Here is a 24,014-nt window from a genome sequence, read left to right on the forward strand (position 1 = left end):
GACATTGTCGGTTCGATCAGGTCCCGGCATCCTCAGCGCGCTTCGACTTTTGCAGGGTCGCCGGTTGCGTCGATCCGCTTCGCCCATGCGACCGAAAAATCGTGGGGCCTTCAGTGCCGCCTGCGGGCCGACGCGGGGCTGTCGCCGGCGTGAACCGACCACAATCGACGCAGCTGGCGTGCCGAACCCAGCCCGGCGCGTTCGGCGGCGCGTTCCACGCTGTCGCCGCTGGCCAGTGCCTGGCGCGCGAGTGCCAGTCGCAGGCTGGCGTGGTAGCGGTTGATCGACATGCCGCTGGCCTCGCGAAAATGACGGGTGAGGCTGCGCACGCTCATGTGCCCGATGTCGGCCAGGCGCGCCAGCGGCCAGTCCTGATCGGGCGCCTTGGCCAGCGCATCCTGCACGCGATGGATGGCCATGCTCATGTGGTTGCGTCCTTCCAGCCACGGCGACAGCGCCGGATCGCCGGAGGCACGCCGCATATAGACGGCCATCTCGCGCGCGACGGCGGCGGCCAGCCATGGCGAGCCGAGCCGGGCGATCAGGTACAAGGCCAGGTCGATACCCGCCGTGATGCCGGCGCTGGTGCATACCTCGCCGTCCTCGACGAACACGCGGCTGTCCAGCACCTCGGCGCTGGGCACCAGCCGGCGCAGCGTGTCGAGCAGGCTGTGGTGGGTGGTGCAGCGCCGACCATCCAGCAAGCCGGCGGCGCCGGCCAGCAGGGCGCCGGAGCAAACGCAGGCCAGCGATCGGCCGTGGCCGCCATGCTGCCGCAGCCATTCGACCAGCGCCTTGCTGGCGGGCGACGACAACACCGCCTCGCCGCTGCCGGTGGCGCCGCAAACCACGATCAGCGTGTGCTCGCCCAGCTGGGTCGGCAGCGGCTCGATGCCGGTGAGGCCCACGCCCAGCGCGGTCGACGCGGCCTCGCCGCTCTGTATGGGCGCCACCATCCGCAGGCGCACCGGCAGCCCCATCGACGCGGCGATCCTGAACGCATCGGCCGCGCCGGCGAGATCCAGCAGGATCAGCGCCGGCGGCAGCACGAAGCACACCTCAGTGATCGGCGAGGACGTCATCGACGGTGCGAATGCGGGCAAAACGGCCATCCAGAACCAGCTCGGTACGCTGCTTGATATCCTGCGCATCGTAGCGAGTTCCGCTGCCGGCGTGGATCATCGGAAAGGTCAGCGTCGCCTCGGTCACGTAGTCGACGGCGAAGCCGAGATCCGAAGCCACACGCGCCGTGGTCTCGCAACACTGTTCCGAGCGGATGCCGCTGACGATGACCCGCTCGATGCCGCGCTCCTTCAACCAGGCCTGCAGGCCTGTATCGGTGAAGGCGTTGTGGACGCGCTTGTGGAACACCACGTCATGCGCGTCGGGCACCCACGCCATCGGCCGCACCAGGCCGGATGCCGCGCTGAAATGCGCGTCGTCGTCTTCGTGCAGGATCCGTACGATCGGCCAGCCACGCGCCGCCGCCGCATCGAGCAGTTTCACCAGGTTTTCGCGAAAAACGGGTACATCGTCCTCGCGCCAGTACGGCGCATGCAGGAACGACTGCTGGACATCGATGACCAGTACGGCAGGCAGCTTGGACATGGGTAACTCCATCGGTAAAGGAGTCGCCACTGTAGGCAGCGCGCGAACGGTCAGCGAGCACCATGGCGGACCACGAGCGGACGGATCCGGCCAGCCCGCTGGCAGGCAGGCGCGACCGCACCGACCCGGCAAACCTCGCCGGGCCGAACAGACCCGCGGGCCGGGGATACCGCCATGCCAAACCTGGACACGACGGCTTCGTGCGTTCGGACACCTGAGCTGCGACGCTCCTGCTGGATCGATCGTTGTGCAGGCCGGCTCCGCGGAGCGTATCGAGCACCCACGCCCGTGGAGTAGACCGCCCGTCCAGCGCGATGGAATGAACCTGACCCTTTTCGCATGATCACGTTACCGACGCATGGCATGGTCCAGTGTGCGAGGACTCCAGTCGGTTTGCTCTGGATGTATCACCAGACCCGCGTCGGTCGACCAGATCGCCAGGTCACTACGTCCATGCTTTGGACCCCGCTGGCAAAAGAGGTGGACAAATGGAAGACAGTCGCACGGCACGGGATTTCCCGATCGTCTGCGTAGGAGGATCGGCCGGCGGTCTCGACGCCTATATCCGGTTGCTGAAGCATCTGCCGAACGACATGGGTGTCGCGATCGTCATCGTCAACCACATGAGAACGTTCGCCACCCGGCTGCACGAGATCCTGCCGAGCTTCACCACGATGCCGGTGGAACTGATCTCGGATAGCCTGCGGGTTGAACCCAATCGGGTCTTCATCATCCCTGCGGATCGGGACCTGCACGTGATTCGCGGCAACTTTCAGCTGGAGCCGATCTCGAAGCCCCGGGGATGGCCCGATGTCATCACCGTGTTCTTGGGCTCCCTGGCGAAACACTGGAACGGCAAGCTTATTGCCGTGATCGTCTCCGGCTACGACGGAGACGGCGCCAAGGCGCTTCGCGCCATCAAGGAAGTCGGGGGCACCACGATCGCACAGCGCCTCGACACGGCACAGCAGCCCGACATGCCTGAAAGCGCCATCGCCAGTGGCTTCGTCGACTTCGTACTCTCGCCCGAAGACATCGCAAAGACCATCGTGCAGATTGCACGTGCGGGACGGTAGCCGGAATCCGTTCCTTCGCCCTGCGGCTGGCGTGCACGCAGGCACGAAACCCCACGTTGAGGCGGACTCCCTGCGCTCACCATTCCATCTGCGCATGGACCGTCCGCCTGGCGCGGCGCACATCGGTTGAGGCAACACCAGGTCCACTGCACGTGCCCTTCATGGCGAACGCCGCACGCTTCCATCGCGCGCCCGCCGCAATGAAATGCAAAACAACCGCCCCCTTACGGAGCACGATCATCAAACGACGCACAGCTTCACTCGCCACCGCCTGGTTCGACCTCGCACAACGCTCCATGGAAATGATGCAGGGCTCGGCGACCGTGATCGCCACCCGCACCGCGGCCATGGCGAAAGCCGGCACCCATCCTTCCGCCGCGCACGATCGCGAGATGAAACGCATGGTGGACGAGAAGGTCGATGCCTCCGCCGCGTCGTTGACCGGGATGGCGTTCACCGCCGCGGCAGCGTGCCAATCGCTCTGGCTGGCCTCGCTGTGGGGCGGGCGCTCACCCACCACCACGCAACTGCAGCGCGCCACCACGCGGGTGCTGGGCGCCGGCCTCGCGCCCTACCAGAAGACCGTGCGCAGCAATGTAAAACGCCTGAGGAAGTAACATGTCACGCTGGATCGGGTGCGCGTCGGCATGTCGACGTGCCCGCTGCGCGCGGAACCACGGGTCATCGCCGCGCAGACGCGGCAACCGCAACCCGTGAGCCACGGCGTATCCCACTCCCCGCACACCGCACTTCCCCGCACTCACGGAAACCCATGGTCGCGAAACTGTTCAGCCTGCTTGCCGCCGCCATCATCGACCTGATCACGCGCGGCGGCTATCTGGGCATCGTGCTGCTGATGGGGATCGAGAGCGCCTGCATCCCGTTGCCGTCCGAAGTGATCATGCCGTTCTCCGGCTATCTCGTTTTCAAGGGCACCCTGGTGCTGTGGCTCGTCGTGCTGGCCGGCGCCATCGGCTGCGTGCTGGGCTCGTTGCTGGCCTACGCGGTCGGCGCGTGGGGCGGGCGCCGGCTGGTGGAACGCTACGGCAAGTACGTACTGGTTTCGCGCAGGGATCTGGACCTGGCCGACCGCTGGTTTCGCGAGCACGGCGGCATCATCATTTTCGTGGGGCGCTTGCTGCCGGTGGTGCGCACCTTCATCGCCTTTCCCGCCGGCGTGGCCCGCATGCCGATCTGGCGCTTCTGCGTCTACACCTTCCTGGGCTCGCTCATCTGGTGCGCGCTGCTGGCGTGGATCGGGATGAAGCTGGGGCAACACTGGGGCACCCTGGGCGGCTGGTTCCATCGCTTCGATGCCGTCATTCTCGCCGTGCTGCTACTCGCCTTCGGCCTGTATGTGTGGCGGCACGTGCGGCATCTGCGCAACGAGTGATCCGCTGCTCGCCAAGCCCATGATGCCGGGAACCGTTGTCAGGCAAAATCTGTCTTCGGCGGACGCCGTGAGAGATATCGGAAATTGTCCCTGACACCTTTTCCGCAACGGTTTCCCTTTCGTATGTGACCCTGCGACCTTCGCGCGCACCCGATCCGCCGATAGCCGCAAGCGAACTCCGAAGCGCAAGGTTGAAAACATCGGAGTGCGAAGGTCCTCAACGCCGAGCGCGAGGGTCAAACCGTCGCGCGCGACTGAAAACTCTCGCGGCCGCCCCGGAAAGCGTCGCGCGCGGTGTCCTTGCCCGGTGCATGGCCATGCACCGAAAACCGCTCCCGGTACTGCCTCGGACCGATGCCGAGCCGGCGTTGAAACGCGCGGCGCAAGCTCTGCTCGTTCGCGTAACCGGCGCGCAAAGCCAGGGTTTTCAGCGGCAGCGCGGTTTCTTCCAGTGCACGGCAGGCGACTTCCATGCGCATGGCTTCCACCGTCCTGGCTGGCGTGCGGCCGTGCGCGGCGGCGTAGGCGCGAGCGAACGTGCGCGGCGCCATGCCGGCCTGCTCGGCAAGGCGGCCGATGCTGAGGTCGTCGGCGATGTGCGCGGCGATCCAGGCATGCAGGTCGGCGAACTTGCCGGTTGCGTCCGACTGCGCTGCCAGCGGAACGCTGAATTGCGACTGCCCGCCCGAGCGCTTGATGAACATCACGAGCTGCCGTGCGGTTTCAATGGCGACGCGGTGGCCATAGTCTTCCTCGATCAGCGCCAGCGTGAGGTCGATGCCTGCACTGACCCCAGCCGATGTCCAGACCGATCTGTCCTGGATGAAGATGCGGTCGCCATCGACCTGGATGGCGGGATGCAGCTTCGCCAGTCGCTCGACCCACTCCCAATGCGTGGCCACGCGTCGCCCGTCCAGCGTGCCGGCCGCGGCGAGCAGAAACGCGCCGGTGCACACCGAGCACAGCCGGTGCACGTGCGGAGCGCGCAGCGCGATCCATGCCACCAGCTGCGGCGGCGCGCGCATCCGGTCGTCCTTGCTGCCGCCCGGCGCGATGAGCGTGTCGATCGCGATGTCGTTCAGCGCGGACAGCGGCACCGTCATGATCGGCAGTCCCGCGCTGGTGGCGACGAGCCCGCCATCGACGGAGGCGACGATCGTTTCGTACAAGGCCGGCCCGTTGCCGGAAAACAGCTTGCTCGCGGTGAACAACGCCTGCAGCGGACCGGCCAGGTCAAGCAGGTTCATCTGCTCATGCGCCAGCAGGACGACCCGGCGCGTTTTCCGGGTGGCCATCGAGGTCATTTCCTGAAACCCGGGTATTCGAAATCGAGCGCGACGCCATAGGCGGTGGAACGACCGTAGCGCTGCGCGATGCCGGCCAGCGCCTGGTCCAGCATGCGCGCCGATGGCGTGGCGTCGAACGCGGGCAGCACCCGGTCGACCGGGTTCGCGCCACCAACCACACGGTCCGGCAACAGCGTCAGTCCGTGCCGCGTCTGCACCGGTGCAGCCGAGGCGGACAACGCATAGGCATGGCTGCGACCGGTGCGCGAGTACGCGTCGGCGGTGAGCGCAAGCGCGATCTCGTCCACGCCCGCGGCGACCGGCACGCCGATGCGCTGCATCGCATGCAGGTGCGCGTTGCTGTAGGTCGTATGTACAAATGCCATCAGGTTGACCCCGAAACGTGGCCGGAACACGTCGCTATTATGGGCCGTGCTCCAATCGGAAACGCCGAGTTCGTGCGCCAGCGCGGCGGCATGGTCGTGGCCGGCGATGGCTTCGACCAGCGCGATCGAAACAGGCATGGATGCGCTGATGCCGGCGCTGGAGACGATCCTGCCGTCCGCCACGTAGCGGACGTTTTTCACCCAGTCGACGTCGGGATAGGCCTTGGCCCGCAGCGCCTGGGTGGCCCAGTGCGCAGTGGCGCGATGCCCCTTCAGCAGCCCCGTGTTCGCCACCACCAGCGCCCCATCGCAGATGCTGACGATGGTGCCGCCCTTGGCGCCCTGCGCCACGATCCATGCCAGCAGCGCCGGGTCGTTGCGCCTGACCACCGCGGGCACGATCACGTAGTCGGCGCCCTCGGGAAAGTCCGCATCGAACTCCGCGATGGTGGCTTGCGGCTGGATGCGCAACGCGGGCCGCATGGTGATCGGGCCAGGTTGCGTCGCCACGGTGATCACCCTGGCGACACTGGACTGTTGCAGGACGCCGTAAGGAATCACGTAGTCGGTGAGCTCGGTGCCGCTGTTCTCGCCGATGATGGCGATCACCGGCTGTGTACGGCCGAATCTGGCGTGGTACGGCGCGATCTTCCCGGCCTGCGCCGCGACCGCAGCTGTCGCGGCGCCACGCGTTGGCGAGGATGCCGGCTGATCGGCCGCAAACGCCGCTGACATGGCCGGCACAAGGAGCGCTGCAGCCGCAGCGACGAGCAAGGATCGAACGGTAACGTTCATGACGATTCCCATGGCAAAGGGCGGATGCCCGGGAGCCATTGTCAGAGAACGCCTCGCGGCAGGAAGGACATGGAACGTGCATTTCCTGCCAATCGGAAAGAGGACGGAGGAAATCCATTCGATTTCACTTCCTCTGTGCCGATTTCGCGCAGATCGCAGCCGGCAGCTTCAGCCAGCTGGCTCATGTTGCGTGCGCACCCCGTGCCGAACCATGCAGGCGCAATGCAGGATTCACGACGTTCATCGATGTTGTCAGGCAAAGTCTGCTTGCGAAGGAAGCCGTGAGAGATATCAGAAATTGTCCCTGACACCTTTTTCCCCTCGTGGTGGAGGACACGGTGGTGGAGGCGAGGCATCGCCTCGCAGGTTCACGTCGGCGCGCCGGGCGTTCGACTATTCTCCCCAGCGCAGGAACCACCCCGCCAAGGCATCGACGCCATGACTCGAAGCAGGCCGGTTCGCCCGATGCGCCGGTCGGATGACTGGGACGCCGCCCTGTCCGCCTGCAGGTGCGGGCCATGAAGCGTTCGGTGACGGCGGTGTTGGGTGCACTGCTCCTGCTGGCGTTTGGCGCAGCCGCGTTGCGCTATTGGCAGGGGCCCCGACTGGCCGGGTATCAGGTTGAATCGCGACCGCTGGTGCAGACCGTGGTGGCCACCGGTCGCGTGGTGTCCGTATCGCGGGCCCAGGTGGGCAGCGAGATCACCGGCGTGCTGCTGGAGCGACGCGTGCAGGAAGGTGATCACGTGCAGGCCGGCGACATCCTGGCCGTGTTGCGCGCCGACGATCTCACCGCCGGCGTTCACGAAGCCGAGGCCGCGCTGGCACAGCTGCAAAAATCCGTGCGCCCGCAGGCCCTGGCTGCGGTGCGCCAGGCCGAGGCCCAGTTGGACCAGGCCAGCCGCGAGGCGCAGCGCCGGCGCCAGTTGTTCCAGCGCCAGCTGATCGCCCGCGAAACCCTCGAGCAGGCCGAGCAGGCCGAAACGGTGGCGCGCACCGCGGCCGAACGCGCGCGCCTGACCGCACAATCGCTGGCCGCGGGCAACCCCGACGAAGCACTGGTACTCGAACGCCTGGCCTCGGCGCGCGCCGCGCTGGCGAAAACCTTCATCCGCGCGCAGGTCGCCGGCACCGTGCTTACCCGCAACGCCGAACCCGGCGACCTGATCCAGCCCGGCCGCGTGCTGTTCGAGATCGCGCGCCAGGGCGATACCGAACTGTTGGTGCCGCTGGACGAGAAGAACCTCGCCGTGCTGGCGCTTGGCCAGCAGGCGCAATGCGTTGCCGATGCCTACCCGACGCGTGCATTTCCCGCACGGGTCAGCTTCATCGCGCCAAGCGTGGATCCCCAGCGCGGCTCGGTGGAGATCCGCCTGAAGGTGAACCCGGTGCCGGACTTCCTGAAGCAGGACATGACCGTTTCGGTCAACGTGGAGACCGGCCGACGCACGCAGGCGCTGGTGCTGCCCAACGATGCGCTGGAGCCCATCGACGGACACGAGGCCTGGGTCTGGCAGGTCCGCGACGGCAAGGCACGCCATGCGCAGGTGCAACTGGGCCTGCGCGGGCTTGCCATGACCGAGATCCTCGGTGGCCTGAAGCCCGGCGACTGGGTGCTGGCCAACGCCCCCGGCGACCTGCGCGATGGCACGCGCGTGCGGATAGCCCCGCAGGCGCCACCCCGGACAGGTGGCGATGCGGCGCACGGCAACGAACTGCCGATCAAGCTGGACTGATGCCGATGTGGCTGGAATGGACCATTGCAACCAAGTTCCTGCGCGAGGGTCGCACGCAGACCGCGCTGATCATGGTCGGCATCGCGGTGGGCGTGTCGGTGATCGTGTTTCTCTCGGCGCTGATCGACGGCCTGCAGGACAACATCATCGAGCGCACGCTCGGCACCCAGGCGCACATCAAGGTCGAGGCGCCGGACGAGGTGAACCAGGTCGTGCCGCTGGCCGGCGGCACCATGCAGCTGGTGCTGGAAGACAAGCGTGCCCAACGGCTGCGTTCGATCAACAACTGGCAACAGGTGCGCGACACGCTGGATGCGCTGCCGGAGGTGACGGCGGTGTCGCCGCTGATCTCCGGCCCCGCCTTCGCCCGTCGCGGAAGTACGCTGGAATCCGTGGCGCTGATGGGCATCGATGAGGTGCGCTACCAGAAAATCATCCCGATCCGGAACGATATGGTGGCCGGACAATTCCGCGTCGGCGCCGGCGACGCGGTGATCGGCAGCCGGCTTGCCTGGGACCTCGGTCTGCGCGTGGGCGACAAGCTGAGACTGGATGCCGGCCAGGGCGGCGACAGCGTGGTCAACGTTGCCGGCATCTTCGAACTGGGTGTGCGCGAACTGGATTCCCGCTACGTCTACCTGGACATGAAGCAGGCCCAGTCGCTGCTCGGCCTGCCCGGGGCCGCGACGGTGATCGACGTAACCGTGAAGGACATCTTCGCCGCCGATACGGTGGCGCAACGCATCACGCGACTGACGGGACAGAAAGCCGAAAGCTGGATGCAGACCAATGGCCAGCTGATGAATGCGCTGAAGTCACAGAGCCTGTCCACGCGCATGATCAGCCTGTTCGTGGCGGTGTCGGTGGCGTTCGGCATCGCCAGCGTGCTGTCCGTCAGCGTGGTGCAGCGCACCCGCGAGATCGGCATCCTGCGCGCGATGGGTGCCACCCGCGCGCAGATGCTGCGGGTGTTCCTGCTGCAGGGGGCGCTGTTCGGACTGGCCGGCTCGGTGGTCGGCGGCACAGCCGGCTATGGCCTGGTGTGGTTGTTCAACGCGTTCGGACCGAGGCTGTTTCAAATCCCGGTATCGCCGCTGTTGCTGCTTGCCGCCACCATCCTGGCCACCGTTACCGGGGTGATTTCCGCGGCGATCCCGGCGCGTCGCGCCGCGCGGCTGGATCCGGTGGTGGCGATCCGCCATGTCTGAGCCCAGCCAGGAAGTGCTGCGCCTGCAGGGCCTGCGCAAGTCCTACAACGTTGGCATGCCCACCGAGGTGGAGGTGTTGCACGGCATCGACCTGCGCCTGGCACGCAACGATTTCACGGCGTTGGTCGGCGCTTCGGGATCGGGCAAGAGCACCCTGCTCAACGTGATCGGCCTGCTCGACCCGCCGACCGCCGGCGAGCTGTACCTGCTTGGGGAGCCAACCCGCGGCATGGACGACGCCAGTCGCACCGCGCTGCGCGGTGGCGCCATCGGCTTCGTGTTCCAGTTCCACCACCTGATCCAGGCGTTCACCGCGCTGGAGAACGTGCTGATGCCGTTGATGGCCGCGCGCGGCAAGCCGCGGCGGGAGGACATCGACACGGCGCAGGCACTGATGGCCGAGGTCGGCCTGGACAAGCTCGCAGATCGCAAGCCCGACCAGCTCTCCGGTGGGCAGCAGCAGCGCGTGGCCATCGCGCGCGCGCTGATCACGCGCCCGGCCCTGCTGCTCGCCGACGAACCCACCGGCAACCTGGACAGCCGCACCGCCGCCGACGTGTTCGCGCTGTTCCGGCGGTTCAACCGCAAGTTCGGCTGCGCGGTCTTGCTGGTCACCCACGACTCGCGCCTGTCCGACGCCTGCGACCGCACACTGACACTGGCCGACGGTTTGATCGTGTCGGACCAGGCCGCGAGGCAGAGTGCAGGTTCCTGACCGGCGGGCGCGGGCACGGCCGGCAGCGTGGCGCGGGCGCTGAAAGGTGCACTCCGACTCGCATTTCCGGGATGCAGGCTTGCCGGATATCGGGACGGAGGAAGGCTTTCGACAAGGAACGGGCTTGCGAAAAGTGCACTCTGACCGCGGTTTCGACGCTTCGCGATGGGGCGTTGCAACTACTGTTTGATGGTCTTCCTTGCGCTTCGGCGACGAACCGGAGGACGTGACCACCCTTCGGTCGGTGTTCGCTTATCGAGATCCAATGTCATATTTCGTGCTTGAGGCAGATTGAATTCAAGCATTCGCTCGAAAAGTGCAGACCCAGAGTCGCGGTGGGCTTCTCCCAAGTCTTGCAAACTGAGTGCGATAGCCAGCAACCATTCGGTACCTTGGTACCAAGAGGTCGAGATGTTACCCATCTGTTCGCCCAATGCATCCAGGATAGTGTTTGCTACCAAACAAACGCGCTCCGGTTCGAAGGCAACCAATCCTTCTAATGTTTCTGGGAATCGTTCCGCGTGCGGTTGTGTTAGCAGGCGATTGTTTGCGACAAGCGCATCAAGGAGTTGGCGGGTTTCCAAATCGGGAACGAAACCATTTCCTAGGAAGATCGCATCGACTGCTTTGAGTACCGCGTCTTCTGCACTCGTTGTCAGATGCAAGAGATAGGGGTGAACGACAGGTCGCACCATCGAATTAGCCCATAAATGAGCTACAGCGTGGGCAATGCCTGTGCGGCGCACCCGCATCCGTTCATCTTTCGACGACAACGCGGTTACCACTATGTCACGCGCCCAAGCTTCAGCAGGAAACATCGAGTGACGCAAAAGAGCGAGCTCGCCGAAGGCTTGTTCGTTCTGGGCGGACTGCTCCAAGCGTTGAAGCCAGCGCTGTACGTAAACGGCGGAGGCCCAGCGATAAGCGTTGGCTATCAAGTGCACTGCTTCACGCGTGCTGATGAGTGTGGGATGGGCATCAAAAAGAGTTTCAAGGAAAACCTCTGCGCGCGCCCGATTAGCTAAGTGAAGATGAGGCAAGTAGTGCCCCATCATGGCCTGCCAGACCTTGGGAGATTCCGCTTTCTTATTATTCTTCTCCAGAATCTCAAGCCAGCGATCCGTTTGCGCTGGTTCTGTTATGAGGCATGCCTTGGTAAGTGCCGCCAAGATGGGGAAGTTACCGCTCGGTAAAGCGTTGAAACCTCCGTAACCCCAAAGGACGGATTCATTTTTGGAAGCGTCAGCAGTCTCAGCGGCTTGCTCTTCCCATGATCCGACCGCCGTGAGCCAGGCCTCCAAACGCGTCATTAGAAATTCCGGCGCCGGACTCTTCGAAGTGATCGCGGATTCCACTGCGTGGGCGGCGCTCTGACGAAAACCTTCACTTTCGAACCCTTTCCCGTCCAGTTCTTCAATGAGGGCAAAGAGGTCTGTCGCGCGATAGCCTGATGGCTCCAATTCCCGAAGAACGATCGCCACCGGAATCTCATTAATACCCGGCTTCAACGCCCTGATGACTCGCAGCACTTTATCGATGTCCCTCTTGGCAAGAGCAGCAAGCCCGCGACCAGCCTGGATCGCACCACCCTTCATCCAGTGCCTTGGATGATCCCAAGCGGACTCGTCGCTGAGCTCATTGAACAAGTTCAGGACGTCTTCGTCTTTGCTATTTGCCATTTGATTGGCCGTGACAGGGCTGCCAATGAATTGACAACCCGAAGAGCGTACATCTTCGTTACCTAGATCAGGAAAAGCGCGCTCTTCCTCTTCAATTTGTCTCTGTAGTGCCGCAGCGCACCTTTCCTTTGGCAGCGCACGAAGCAAACGAAGGCGGTGCTGCCGGGTCCAACGCAATCGATGCATTCTTATCGAGGCGTCCTCGCCTTCAGGCTGCTCCCTGTACCGCTGCCAGCTTGTGATGAATTCCTCCAACTCCGCGAACTGCTGGGCGTCTAGATGCGGGCTTAGAGCGCTTATAAGAGCGACGCTCTCTTTGTGCACATTTGAATAGGTACCGAGTACCAAGCGACGAGGGTCGCCCTTTAAATAGGCCAAGACCTTGGCGGGTAAAGCGGCAGCGCACTCCGTAACTCCCTTAGCGAGCAAGCGCTCGGCCACCATGAGTTCCGATGCTGAGTGAGAGTCGACGAATTCGAAGAAACCACCAGAGTCGGCTTTGGCCCAACCCTGCACAGCTATCCGCATTGCCTCAAGCAGAGGCCGATCGGTTCTCTCATCCTCATCATCCATGTCGTCCACAGTCAAACCGGCACTGTGCCGGAAACCGACGACGATGGCATGCTCATCGCCAGCACACATAGTCAAAATTTCAGAGTAGATGGGCCAAACGGTGTTCACGAATGCCTGTGGAGCGGCCTCAGCGATTGCAGGCAGCCCATGGAATTGGCTTGCTTTGATGAGGGCTTCGACCCTGTCGCGGACAGCGGTAGGCTGATCCGCATCACTCTCTTGAATCCGCGTGAGGTCCGCCTCGGCCTGCTGCAACTTTCGCCTCAGCCACGCCGCAACGAGTCGAGGCGCTTCGTTTGGAAGTACCTCGCTGACCACGCCTGCCACGTGGCCGATCGTCCACTCGTCCAGTGGCGCTCGTAAAGCGATTGCTTCCAGATCACCCACCCATTCAGGCGACTGTGGTGCCACGCTACCCATGCCCAGGACGCGCCAGCTTAGTTCGTCTTTGGAACGCTCCGAGAGCCAGATTTTCCTGACAAGATCTGTCACGAGTTGTGGATCGACACTCAAGGCCGTTTCAAGCAAAGGGACAAGTCCGAGTGCTTCCTCGACTGGCAGCGCCATCCATATTGGCAAGTGCCTCTCTGCTAGGGCTGACAGCCAACCCGGACTACCGATGGCAGCGCCAAGAAATCGGGGCCTGAACCATCGATCATCGAGCGACTGGTAGACGAGTTGAAGTTCTGCAGGCAACGGAGAGACCTGTCGCCCCAAAAACTCGATCACAAGCATTTTTAGATGCGGCCTGATGCCTGCACTCCACAGGCGCACCAGTTCAGCGCTGTAGTCCTCCGGGCTCGTCTTGCGAAAGAATGCCAGCGCATGCCAAAGCTGAGGACGAATCCGCAGGCTTTTTTGATGCCGCAGTACTGTGTCCGTCAGGCTGCCGGCTTCGTCAAGGAAACTCCGTGCGCGAACAAACTCGTAGAGGGTCTGATGCCGAAATTCGACTCTACCTGCCCCCTCGTCGAAGCGGAGCAACCCAGCGGCCGAAAGCTCTTGGATCTCGCTAAACCAATCCTCAGCGGCCGCGAGCGGCAGCCCGAGTACTTCGCGTTCCGCCATCGTGCAGGCGAGCTCAAGCATGGCGCGTTTGCGCCGGCCAGTAGGATCACTGAGGACCCGCTGCTCCCATTGCAGTTGCAGCATGCCTTGAAAGCTTCGCAATACCCCCACCTCGGTAGTGGTTTGCAGCAGTCCAAGGAATACATCCAGTGCGTGCGGCGAGCGCAAAATTTGTTTGAGATCGTCGTTCCAGCCTTCGGCCTTAATACCACGCGTAGTGAGGACTGCCTGAACTACACTCCACTCCGGCAGGTTCAGTGTGACTACCGTAGCGTCGAGGTTGCGTAGGCTCGGATCGTGGCGTTGCTCGAAGGATCTGCAAGACGAAAGAGTGTGGACGTTCGGCACTTCCGAGAGATCGCGGATCAGATCAATTAAAACCCGGAGGCGCGCGGAGTGCTGCACGACCAGGTCGGCCAATGCATCGAGCTGATCGATGACTACGAGTACTGGGCCCGCCTGGGCAAGACCGCGCAACGCGTTTGCGGGAGCAGTCCCGATGTTCAGGTAGCGAGCGAGCCCCTCGCTGTTCAAGATGTCCTCCGGTAGCCGATCCGCCTTGATTGCGAGCACCGACCACCCCTCGGCGTGTTTCATCTTTGCCACCCTGGCCAACAGGGCGGATTTTCCGCTACCCGGTTCGCCCAGTACCAAGGTGAGGCTAGACGATGCGCCATCAATGCGCTGTACAAGCTGCTCCAGCTCCGGTCGCTCTAACCACTCACCACCAGGCAATGTGCAAGGCCAGGTCAATAGGGGCGTGGATGCTTCGTACAACTTAAGCCGCAAGTCGCCAATGCCGGGCACCGGTCCGAGTTCGGCTTCCTTTGTCGGTAGCGAAAGCGATTTGCCTTTGAGGTTCGCAATTAGCGCGAGCATCGTCTTATGGATCGTGGCATTACGATTCGCCGGTTTAGCGATCTGAATATGATCAGCGTCGATTTGCGTGGGTACGACTTGTGGAATCTGAGGGTCACTGCTATTTCGGTTCACGATAATCACGCGCGAACCTATCGACATGCCTAAGAATTTCCAGCCAAGAAAGACACCTTTCGTCTCGGAGAACGCGGAGACATAAAACTCGCGATTGGCCTGGAGTTTGCGAAATTGCCCATTAATTATTTTCAACCAAGCATCATCCGATGCCATATTGACGACTTGCGGATTCGTCCGCAGCAAGCCGGACAGCACGGCCGCGACGGATGCGAGATTTGAGCCTTGATGAGGTGTCCCCACGAAGACGACGCCGGAAATTGCTTCGAGTAAAGGCTGGAAGCGCGGATCGTCAAGCGTTTCGGCATGTACCATTCCCGACTTGATGACCAACCCGCCCAAGCTGTGTCCGACTAGGACCAAGGGTCGGCCAAGCAGCGAGGGCTCGGAGAGCAGCTCCGACATGAAAGCGTTGCCTTGATCCGCGAGATGCATCGCGTGTTCTGTCCAACCGGAGAATGCAGCGTCATACCCCAAAATCCAGACGTTGCAATCGGCATCCTCACCGACCCATTTTGGCCACAGCGTCGCAGGGTCCTTTGGTTTGCACATCCAGGTTTGATGCGCATCACCACCGAGGCCGTGGATAAACACGACGCTGATGGCACTGGGCGAATCCGCCGTGTGAATCCGGGTTAGCTCTGCCATGATCTATTTGATCTCCTGTACTAGTTCGATCTTGGCAGGCTTATGGATGGATTTAGCTCTGTGCACGCGGAAAGCGACTGGGCCATGATCGCCACACTTAAAAGCCCTTTTTCACGGGCTACCAGCTATGGTCGCCGGTTCGCCACGCTTGCCAATATAGATAGCTGGGTTAGAGCCATTTAAGGCTATGGTTCCGGCAGTACCGGGAATCTTCGGTCGAGCGCTACGCGGAATAAGGCGCGAGCAGGCATATCTTGGGCGGTCTGCAGTCCATGGAGATAACTCACCCGTCAACACAATCAAACCGCCGATCCGCCTCCACCTCGGCCTCATAGTCCACATCCCCCCGATCAAACCCGAACAACTGCAAAAACTCGTGCTTGTAGCCCGCGTAGTCGGTGATCTGCTTGAGGTTCTCGGTGGTGACGGTGGGCCAGATCGTCTTGCAGGGGATCTGCACGTCGTCGCGCAGTTCCCAGTCGTCCAGGCGCAGGCGGCCTTCGTCGTCGGTGGGTGCGGGGGCACCATCAGCACGGTAGAGGCGGTCGTGGAACAGGCGGTTGGCCTGTTCGATCGGGTTTTCGTGGATGCCCTTCTCTTTCATGATCTTGAAGGCGATGGAGACGTACAGCGGGATCACGGGGATGGCGGCGCTGGCCTGGGTGACGACGGACTTCATCACGCCGACGTAGGCGTCGAGGCCGGGGTGGCGGCTGCGCAGTTGCTTGGCGGTGTTGTCCAGGTGCTGCTTGGCCCGGCCCAGGGTGCCGTGCCAGTACATCGGCCAGGTGATCTCGGTGCCGATGTAGCTGTAGGCGACGGTTTTGGCGTGCTCGGCCAGCACGCCGGCGGCGCTCAGCGCGTCGATCCACAGCGCCCAGTCCTCGCCGCCCATCACGGTGACGGTGTCCTTGATCTCCTGCTCGGTGGCCGGCTCGACGGTGGCCTCGATCACGGTGTCCTTGTTGGTGTCGACCGAGGTGTTGTGGAACGGCGCGCCGATGGTCTTGAGCGCCGAGCGCACCACGTCGCCGGTGTCCGGCAGCTTGCGCACCGGGGATGCCAGCGAATAGACCACCAGGTCGATCGGACCGCCCATTTCGTTCTTGATGATCTCGATGGCCTTGGCACGGGTTTCGTGGGCGAATGCGTCGGCGTTGATCGACTTGCTGTACAGGCCGGCGGCTTTGGCCGCCTTGTCGAACGCGGCGGAGTTGTACCAGCCGGCGGTGCCGGTTTTCTCGTGGCTGCTGGGCTTCTCGAAGAACACGCCGAGCGTGGCGGCGCCGTAGCCGAACGCGGCGGTGATGCGCGAGGCCAGGCCGTAGCCGGTGGACGCGCCGATCACCAGCACGCGCTTCGGGCCCTTGGCCTTGTCGTGGCCCGCGGCCTGGGTGACCTTGATCTGGTCGAGCACGTTGCGCTCGCAACCGACCGGGTGGGCGGTGATGCAGATGAAACCGCGGACTTTGGGCTTGATGATCACTCGGGTAGCTCCTGCTGCTGTTCGGCAATTCGCCATCTTAACCAAGGCGGGGGCCATGCGCTGCCGTAGGGAACTTCGAATGACCCGGTTGTACTCGTCATCCCGACGAAGGCCGGGATCGCGCGTTGCCATGTCGAAGGGCCGACGGGATGACCGGCTTCGCCGTTGAAGAGCGATTCCTGCCTTCGCAGGAATGACGATAGGGGAGGCTTTTTTATTCGTCATCCCGGCGAAGGCCGGGATCGCATGTTGCCATGTCGAAGGGCCGACGGGATGACCGGCTTCGCCGTTGAAGAGCGATTCCTGCCTTCGCAGGAATGACGATAGGGGAGGCTTTTTTATTCGTCATCCCGGCGAAGGCCGGGATCGCGTGTTGCCATGGCGAAGGGCCGAAGGGATGACCGGCTTCGTCGTTGAAGAGCGATTCCTGCCTTCGCAGGAATGACGATAGGGGGAGGCTTTTTTATTCGTCATCCCGGCGAAAGCCGGGATCGCGTGTTGCCATGGCGAAGGGCCGACGGGGTGACCGGCTTCGCCGTTGAAGAGCGATTCCTGCCTTCGCAGGAATGACGACAGGGGGAGGTTTTCTTATTCGTCATCCCTGCGAAGGCAGGGATCGCCTATGACGGTGGCGGAAGGCCGGAGGGGGGCGGCTCCGTCGTTGAAAAGCTGAAGTGCGATGACGAGCTCGCCGTTGAAAAACTTCCCCTGCCTTCGCAGGAACGACGACATGCGGGAACGAGGTGCTCCGGGGAACCGCTTCCGGCTGACGCGCTCAGGTCCCGGCCGGATTTTGCGCCGTCGTTGCCAAGGCGGTGACCAGCGCACGTACCTGCTCGACGTCGCTGCACAGTTCGCCGCCCTCCATGTCACTCAACAGCGGTCGGCGATAGTGCATGCCCGAAGGCAGCTGGTGTTTGGCGGAGGCGTGGAATTCGTGCGCGCCGGTGGCGGTGGCCAGCGCGGCGATGTTCTGTGCGGTGATGCCGGCGCCGGGCATCACGACGATGCGATCCCCGGCTTGTTCGACGAGTTCGCGGATCAGCGTGCTGCCATCGGCGGCGCTGCCTTGCATGCCCGAGGTCAGGATGCGCTCGCAGCCGAGCGTGACGATGTCCTCCAGCGCCTGTGCCGGGTCGCGGCTGAGGTCGAAGGCGCGATGGAAGGTGACGCCGAGTTTGCCGGCGGCGGCGATCAGCGGGCGGCAGCGCGCGGTGTCCACCCTGCCTTCGGCGTCGAGCACGCCGAGAACCACGCCGTCGCAGCCCAGCGATGCGCAGGTTTCGATGTCGCGCAGCATCGTTTCGCATTCCAGCTCGCCGTAGAGGAAGTCGCCGGCGCGCGGGCGGATCAGCACGTACAGCGGGATGCGCAGGCGCTCGCGGGCCAGCGCGATCTGCGCATGCGACGGCGTGAGGCCGCCCAGTTCCAGCGCGGTGCAGAGCTCGACCCGCCCTGCCCCGCCTTCCTGCGCGGCGAGCGCGGAGGCGACCGAGTTGGCGGCGATTTCCAGTATCACGAATAGCTCGTGGTGTAGACGCTTTGCGACGGGATCAGGGTGTCCTGTTTCTTCGCATCGCACACGGCGTAGGAGAAGCCGTGCTGGATCGCGTAGGCGCCGACCTCGCCATGGCGGTTCATCGCGAGGAAGCCGACCTGCAGGGTCTTGGAAGCTTCGCGGCGTTTCTTGACGATGCGCATCACCGCCTCCTTGCAGGCTTCGTGCGGCGAGCGGCCCTGGCGCATCAGCTCGACGACCAGGAAGCTGCCGGCGTTGCGGATCACTTCCTCGCCGACGCCGGTGGAGGTGGCGCCGCCGACCTCGCCGTCGACATACAGGCCGGCGCCGATGATCGGGCTGTCGCCGACGCGGCCGCGCATTTTCCACGCCATGCCGCTGGTGGTGCACGCGCCGGCCAGGCGGCCGTGCGCGTCGATCGCCAGCATGCCTATGGTGTCGTGGTTGAGCGCGCCGCCGGGCATGCCGGTGACGCCGCCCTTGCCGTAGTCGTGCACTTCGCTGTTGATCGACGGGTTGTATTTCGCCGTCTTCAGCCATTCGTGCCAGGCCTTCTCGGCTTCCGGCGTCAGCAGTCGTTCCTTCTTGAAACCCTGCTCCAGCGCGAACTGCAGCGCGCCTTCGCCGACCAGCAGCACGTGCGGCGTGCGCTCCATCACCCGGCGTGCGACCGAGATGGGGTGCTCGATGTGCTCCAGCGCGGCGACCGCGCCGCAGCTGCCGTCGAAGTTCATGATGCTGGCGTCGAGGGTGACGTGGCCGTCGCGATCGGGATAGCCGCCCTTGCCGACGCTGTGGTTTTTCAGGTCGGACTCGGGTACCCGCGCGCCGGCTTCGACCGCGTCCAGCGCGGGGCCGCCCTTGCCGAGGATGGACCATGCGGCCTGGTTCGCCGCGACGCCGAAGTCCCAGGTCGAGACGACCCGGGCGCCCGCTGTCGTCGTGCTGCGGGTTGCCGTTGCGGCGGCCAGCTTGCCGCTTCGGCCCATCGGTCCGGCGGCCAGCTTGCCGCCCCAGGCCAGCATCGACGCCGAAGCCCCCAGCAGCGAGGCCTTGAGGAAACGCCTGCGATCAGTCATTGCGTGCTCCCTTCATGAAAACAAAAAACCCCGCACAGGATGCGGGGTTTCATTGTTGCCGTGCAACGCTTGCCTGACGGATCAGGCGGCGGCTTCGACGTCGGAAGCCTGGGCGCCTTTCGGACCCTGGGTCACTTCGAACTTGACCCGCTGACCTTCCTGCAGGCTGCGGAAGCCCTTGCTGGTGATCGCCGAAAAATGGACGAACACGTCCGCCCCGCCGTCCTCCGGTGCGATGAAACCGAAACCCTTGGCGTCGTTGAACCATTTGACCGTACCAAAACTCATTGCGCGAACCTCTGGATCCATGGATTGGGTGCGCCAGGCTCTGCGCGGAATTCCCCTGGTTCTCCGCCCTGGCCGGCGAAAAGTACCAATATGTGAAGGCCCAGCGCAATATGAAAAAGTACCCGGGTCACGCAAAGCCGCCGGCGACCCTCAGCTTTCCAGCATCGCCGCGAGGATGCGCGGCACCTCGGCGGTGGCCGCCGCCAGATGCGCGAAGATTTCCTCGATGCTGATTTCCGCCTCGTCGCCGCAGCCGGCGGCGAAGTTCGCGACCAGGGCGAGGCAGGCGTATTCCAGCTCCAGCTCGCGCGCCAGCGCCGCTTCGGGCATGCCGGTCATGCCGACCAGGTCGCAGCCGTCGCGCTTCATGCGCGCGATCTCGGCACGGGTTTCCAGCCGCGGTCCCTGCGTCGCGCCGTAGCAACCGCCGCCGATCGCCGCGATGCCGGCCGCGCGCGCCGCCGCCAGCAACGACACACGCAGCGATTCGGTATACGGCTCGCTGAAGTCGATGTGCTTCACTTCAGCGCCGTCCATGTCGCAGAAGCTGGTGACGCGGCCGTGGGTATAGTCGATCAGCTGGTCGGGCACCACGATCACCCGCGGCCCCATGTCGCCGCGGATGCCGCCCACCGCATTGACCCCGATCACCCGGCGCGCGCCGAGGCTGTGCAACGCCCACAGGTTTGCGCGGTAGTTGACGCGGTGCGGCGGCAAGGTATGGCTCTCGCCGTGGCGCGCGAGGAAGGCGATGCGCTTGCCGGCGAAATCGCCGAGCACGACGTCGCCGGAAGCCGGCCCGTAAGGCGTGTCCACGGCATGGCGCGTGGTGTTTTCGAGACCCGGAAAGTTGTACAGGCCGCTGCCGCCGATGACGGCAAGGTCAATGGCACTCATGCGGCCGTCTCCTTCAACGCATAGATTGCCGGCAGGTTGCGGCCCTGCTCGTAATAATCCAGGCCGTAGCCAAACACGTAGCGGTCCGGCAATTCGACGCCGTTGAAATCGGAGGCGATGCCTTCGACCAGGCGATCATGCCGCTTGGTGCACAGGCTGGCGATCAACACACGTTTTGCGCCGCGCCGATAGCAGTCCTCGCGCACCGCTTTCAATGTGTGGCCCTCGTCGAGGATGTCGTCGACCAGCAACACCACGCGATCGACCAGCGACACCGCCGGCTCGCGCAACCAGTGCAGCTCACTGCCGGAGGTGGCGCCGCGGTAGCGCGTGGCGTGCACGTAGTCGAATTCCAGGTCGGTGCGGATCGCCAGCGCCAGCTGGCCGGCGAAGATCAGCGCGCCGTTCATCACGGGGAGGAAGACCGCGCGCTCGCCGTCCAGCGCGGCGTCGATCTGCCGCCCCATGTCGGCGATCACGCTTTCCAGCGTGCTGCGCTCGAACAGCAGTTCGGCCTGCGCCAGCGCATCGGCCAGCGGTGGGATTGGAGTATTCATGCGGCTCCCTGGTCGGCATGCAACGCCATGATGCGCGCGACGAAGCGGTCGCGCTGCGGATTGTTGGTGAGGCTGTCCCAGCTTGCGCCCAATGCGCCGCGCAGGTTGGCCAGTTGCGGCGGCAGCCCGGTGGCTTCGCCCTGCATCGCGGCGATCGCCTCGTCCACCACGTCGGGAAAGCAGGCCAGCACCAGATCGCAACCGGCAGCCAGGTGCGCGCGCACCCGTCCGCCGACGCTGCCGGCCGTACCGGCGGCGGCCATGCTGATGTCGTCGCTGATCACGGCGCCGGCGAAACCCAGCTCGCCACGCAGGATCTGCTCGATCCATACCTTCGAATAGCCGGCCGGCTGGCTGTCCACCGCCGGATAGATCACGTGCGCCATCATGACCGCCTCGACCCGTGCCTCGATGCACTCGGCGAACGGCAGCAGGTCGTCGCGGCGGATCTCGTCGAGGGGGCGCGGGTCGATCGCCTGCGCCTTGTGCGTATCGGTGGCGACCGAGCCATGCCCGGGAAAGTGCTTGAGTACTGCGGCCATGCCGCCCAGGTGCATGCCGCGCACGTAGGCCTGTGCCAGCTCGGCGGTCACCGCCGGAACGGCATGAAAGGCGCGCAGCCCGATCGCGGCGTTGCCGCGGGCCAGGTCCACCACCGGCGCGAAACTGAAATCGACGCCGCTGGCGCGCAGCTCGCTGGCCATCACCCAGGCGTGTTCCTCGGCCAGCCGCACCGCCTCGCCTGGGTCATGGTCGTAGACCGCGCCGATCGCCGCCAGCGGCGGCAGGCGGGTGAAGCCGTCGCGGAAACGCTGCACCGGACCGCCTTCCTGGTCGACGGCGATCAGCAGGTGCTCACCGCCGGCCTCGCGGATCGAATCGCACAAGGCGATCAGCTGCTCGCGCGAGTGGTAATTGCGTGCGAACAGCAGTACGCCGGCCACCCCCGGCGCGGTGAGCCAGCGCTTCTCGTGTTCGGCCAGTTCCAGCGCGGCCACGCCGATCATCAGCATGCGGCATCCTCGGCAGCGCGCTCGGCCGGCGACCACTCCCGGTACGGATGCGCGATCAGGTTGACGTTGTAGTAGCGGGTCAGCGTGCTGACTTCGCGGCCCAGCCATGGCGGCCGCGGGAACGGCGCGTCGACCGCGGGCAGTTCGACCTCGGCGACGATGAGCCCGTGGTTGTCGCCGTTGAATTCGTCAATCTCGAACAACACGCCATCGACCCGCACGTGGTGGCGGATTTTTTCCAGCACGCCGTCGCACAGATCGGCCAGCAATATCCGCGCATCGGCCACCGGTATCGGGTAGTCGAATTCGGTGCGGGCAATGCCCGGCGTGGCCGCCTTGATGTTCAGCCATGCCAGCTCGCCGGCGAGGCGCGCCCGCACCGAGGCGCGTGCATGGCCAGCGCGCAGCGCCTGCGCACCGACCAGGTAGCCCTGCGCGATCGGTTCGCTGCGTTCGATGCCGGCGCGCCAGCTATCGTCGGCCAACAGGAATTTGCGTTCGATCTCTATTGCCATGCTTTTTCGATGAGTGCGGCCACGGATGGCCGCTTTTTGATTCTCGCATTCAGGGACGAATGCATAAGTTACCGCTCGAACAGCGCGATCGACTCGACGTGCGCGGTATGCGGGAACATGTCCATCACGCCCGCCGACGTCAACTTGAAGCCATGCTGGTTGACCAGGATGCCGGCGTCACGCGCCAGTGAGGCCGGATGGCAGGAGACGTAGACGATGCGCCGGGTCTGCTTGTGCGGCAGGTACTCGAGCACCTTGTCGGCGCCGGCGCGCGGCGGGTCGAGCAGCAGCTTGTCCCACGGCTGGCGCGCCCAGTCGGCGCCGCGCTGATCCGCGAACAGGTCCGCCACGTGGAAGCGAGCATTGTCGATCCCGTTACGCGCGGCATTCTGTGCCGCGCGTTCGACCAGGCCATGCTCGCCTTCCACACCGACCACTTCGGCCACCCGGCGCGCGATCGGCAGCGTGAAGTTGCCGAGACCGCAGAACAGGTCCAGCACGCGATCGGTCGGCTGCGGGTCGAGCAGTTCCAGCGTGCGCGCCATCATCCGCTGGTTCATGTCCGCATTGACCTGCACGAAGTCGAGCGGCTGGAACTCCAGCTCCACGTCGGCGATCGCGGCATCGCCGCTGGCAATGCGGAACGCCAGCCGCGGGTTTTCCGGCCATAGCGGATGCACGCTGCTGTTGCTGCCAGGCTGCAGGTAGATGGCCAGATCGTGCGCCTGGCCGAACGCGGTCAACGCCGCCAGGTCGCGTTCGCTGAGCGGCTGCATGTGGCGGAACACCAACGCCATCAGGTCGTCGCCGGCGGCAAATTCGATTTGCGGAATCGTGTCGACCGCATCCATCTCGCTGAGCAGATCGGCCAGCAGGCCGACCTTCGGACCCAGCGCGGGATGCATGACTTCGCACTGCTGGATCTCGGCAACGAAGCGCGGGTTCTGCTCTTCGCGGAAACCCACCAGCACGCGGCCTTTCTTCATCACGTTGCGCACCGACAGCCTGCCCTTGCGCCGATAACCCCACGGCTCGCCGGTGAGCGGCGGCAACCACTGCTGCGGTGTGACCTTGCCGATGCGCTCGAAATTCTCCGCCAGCACGCGCTGCTTGGCGGCGATCTGCGAGGCGGCGTCCAGGTGTTGCAGCGAACAGCCGCTGCACTCGGCGAAGTGGCGGCAGCGCGGCTCCACCCGATGCGGCGAGCGGGTGATCAGCTCGACGACTTCGGCCTCGTCGAAATGGCGATGACGCTTGCGCAGGCGCGCCATGACCTGTTCGCCCAGCAACGCGCCGCTGACGAATACCGTCTTGCCATCCACCCGCGCCACGCCGCGGCCATCATGGCTGAGGTCGGTGATGTGGGCTTCGAAAGGGATGGGCGAAACGGAGTTGGATCGGGACATGAGGCTCGGACGGTTGATGCCGCAAGGGCTGGCCGCCGATTATCCCAGATCGGCCGCAGGCTTGCGCCTTGTGGGAGCGACTTCAGTCGC

At 64.5% G+C, this 24,014-nt stretch carries 20 protein-coding genes; 6 read left to right on the top strand and 14 right to left on the bottom strand.

All coding sequences use genetic code 11. The features are described from left to right. Window positions 1–110: 110 nt before the first annotated feature. Window positions 111–1,112, bottom strand: a complete 1,002-nt coding sequence (locus tag CIW53_RS12925; RefSeq protein ID WP_242451902.1) for a helix-turn-helix domain-containing protein — start codon at window positions 1,110–1,112, stop codon at window positions 111–113. Continuing rightward, entirely contained in the window at window positions 1,060–1,608 is a 549-nt protein-coding gene (locus tag CIW53_RS12930; RefSeq protein WP_149365142.1) for an isochorismatase family protein, read from the bottom strand. The genes CIW53_RS12925 and CIW53_RS12930 overlap by 53 nt, the downstream gene beginning before the upstream one ends. A 488-nt stretch (window positions 1,609–2,096) precedes the next feature. On the opposite strand from CIW53_RS12930, the gene CIW53_RS12935 reads away from it, so the two are divergent. The 3 genes from CIW53_RS12935 (at window position 2,097) to CIW53_RS12945 (ending at window position 4,077) form a co-directional block, all read left to right on the top strand. Continuing rightward, window positions 2,097–2,684 (top strand): chemotaxis protein CheB, encoded by a 588-nt coding sequence (locus CIW53_RS12935; protein ID WP_149365143.1) that lies wholly within the window; start codon window positions 2,097–2,099, stop codon window positions 2,682–2,684. 161 nt (window positions 2,685–2,845) lie between these two features. Further along, window positions 2,846–3,301, top strand: a complete 456-nt coding sequence (locus tag CIW53_RS12940; RefSeq protein ID WP_149365144.1) for a hypothetical protein — start codon at window positions 2,846–2,848, stop codon at window positions 3,299–3,301. A gap of 155 nt (window positions 3,302–3,456) precedes the next feature. Then, entirely contained in the window at window positions 3,457–4,077 is a 621-nt protein-coding gene (locus tag CIW53_RS12945) for a DedA family protein (protein ID WP_149365145.1), read from the top strand. 236 nt (window positions 4,078–4,313) lie between these two features. On the opposite strand, the gene CIW53_RS12950 is transcribed toward CIW53_RS12945, so the two are convergent. Both CIW53_RS12950 and CIW53_RS12955 read right to left on the bottom strand, forming a co-directional pair. After that, on the bottom strand, window positions 4,314–5,372 hold the full coding sequence (locus CIW53_RS12950; protein ID WP_149365146.1) for a helix-turn-helix domain-containing protein: 1,059 nt from the start codon (window positions 5,370–5,372) through the stop codon (window positions 4,314–4,316). A 5-nt stretch (window positions 5,373–5,377) separates the two neighbouring features. Then, window positions 5,378–6,484, bottom strand: coding sequence for a DJ-1/PfpI family protein (locus CIW53_RS12955; RefSeq protein WP_242451903.1), 1,107 nt, complete (start codon window positions 6,482–6,484; stop codon window positions 5,378–5,380). A gap of 578 nt (window positions 6,485–7,062) precedes the next feature. On the opposite strand from CIW53_RS12955, the gene CIW53_RS12960 reads away from it, so the two are divergent. The 3 genes from CIW53_RS12960 to CIW53_RS12970 are packed head-to-tail and all read left to right on the top strand — an operon-like array spanning window position 7,063 to window position 10,203. Continuing rightward, a complete protein-coding gene (locus tag CIW53_RS12960; protein WP_149365148.1) occupies window positions 7,063–8,280 on the top strand; it encodes an efflux RND transporter periplasmic adaptor subunit in 1,218 nt (405 codons plus the stop codon). Next, complete coding sequence (locus CIW53_RS12965) at window positions 8,280–9,488, top strand: ABC transporter permease (protein WP_242451904.1); 1,209 nt, start codon at window positions 8,280–8,282, stop codon at window positions 9,486–9,488. Before CIW53_RS12960 ends, CIW53_RS12965 begins: the two co-directional genes overlap by 1 nt. Then, the gene (locus CIW53_RS12970) at window positions 9,481–10,203 is read left to right on the top strand and encodes an ABC transporter ATP-binding protein (protein ID WP_149365150.1); all 723 of its coding nucleotides are present in this window, start codon (window positions 9,481–9,483) and stop codon (window positions 10,201–10,203) included. Before CIW53_RS12965 ends, CIW53_RS12970 begins: the two co-directional genes overlap by 8 nt. Window positions 10,204–10,382: 179 nt before the next feature. Here the strand turns inward: CIW53_RS12970 and CIW53_RS12975 are convergent, their stop codons facing one another. The 10 genes from CIW53_RS12975 to rlmD form a co-directional block, all read right to left on the bottom strand. Continuing rightward, window positions 10,383–15,164, bottom strand: a complete 4,782-nt coding sequence (locus tag CIW53_RS12975) for a hypothetical protein (RefSeq protein WP_149365151.1) — start codon at window positions 15,162–15,164, stop codon at window positions 10,383–10,385. Between the two features lie 283 nt (window positions 15,165–15,447). Further along, window positions 15,448–16,650 (bottom strand): enoyl-ACP reductase FabV, encoded by a 1,203-nt coding sequence (fabV, locus tag CIW53_RS12980; RefSeq protein WP_149365152.1) that lies wholly within the window; start codon window positions 16,648–16,650, stop codon window positions 15,448–15,450. 775 nt (window positions 16,651–17,425) lie between these two features. Further along, on the bottom strand, window positions 17,426–18,169 hold the full coding sequence (locus CIW53_RS12985) for a copper homeostasis protein CutC (RefSeq protein WP_149365153.1): 744 nt from the start codon (window positions 18,167–18,169) through the stop codon (window positions 17,426–17,428). After that, the gene (locus CIW53_RS12990) at window positions 18,166–19,248 is read right to left on the bottom strand and encodes a N(4)-(beta-N-acetylglucosaminyl)-L-asparaginase (RefSeq protein ID WP_149365154.1); all 1,083 of its coding nucleotides are present in this window, start codon (window positions 19,246–19,248) and stop codon (window positions 18,166–18,168) included. Before CIW53_RS12990 ends, CIW53_RS12985 begins: the two co-directional genes overlap by 4 nt. Window positions 19,249–19,329: 81 nt before the next feature. After that, entirely contained in the window at window positions 19,330–19,536 is a 207-nt protein-coding gene (locus CIW53_RS12995; protein ID WP_149365155.1) for a cold-shock protein, read from the bottom strand. Between the two features lie 150 nt (window positions 19,537–19,686). After that, window positions 19,687–20,433, bottom strand: a complete 747-nt coding sequence (locus tag CIW53_RS13000) for an S-methyl-5'-thioinosine phosphorylase (protein ID WP_149365156.1) — start codon at window positions 20,431–20,433, stop codon at window positions 19,687–19,689. Continuing rightward, entirely contained in the window at window positions 20,430–20,990 is a 561-nt protein-coding gene (locus CIW53_RS13005; protein ID WP_149365157.1) for a hypoxanthine-guanine phosphoribosyltransferase, read from the bottom strand. The genes CIW53_RS13000 and CIW53_RS13005 overlap by 4 nt, the downstream gene beginning before the upstream one ends. After that, a complete protein-coding gene (gene nagZ / locus CIW53_RS13010) occupies window positions 20,987–22,003 on the bottom strand; it encodes a beta-N-acetylhexosaminidase (RefSeq protein WP_149365158.1) in 1,017 nt (338 codons plus the stop codon). Before nagZ ends, CIW53_RS13005 begins: the two co-directional genes overlap by 4 nt. Then, window positions 21,997–22,518, bottom strand: coding sequence for a CYTH domain-containing protein (locus CIW53_RS13015; protein WP_149365159.1), 522 nt, complete (start codon window positions 22,516–22,518; stop codon window positions 21,997–21,999). The genes nagZ and CIW53_RS13015 overlap by 7 nt, the downstream gene beginning before the upstream one ends. Before the next feature lie 68 nt (window positions 22,519–22,586). After that, window positions 22,587–23,924 carry a 23S rRNA (uracil(1939)-C(5))-methyltransferase RlmD gene (gene rlmD / locus CIW53_RS13020; RefSeq protein ID WP_149365160.1) on the bottom strand — a complete coding sequence of 446 codons (1,338 nt, stop codon included), beginning with the start codon at window positions 23,922–23,924 and terminating at the stop codon, window positions 22,587–22,589. Window positions 23,925–24,014: the final 90 nt, after the last annotated feature.

It is taken from the genome of Rhodanobacter sp. T12-5 (genome assembly GCF_008329435.1).
Classification (GTDB): domain Bacteria; phylum Pseudomonadota; class Gammaproteobacteria; order Xanthomonadales; family Rhodanobacteraceae; genus Rhodanobacter.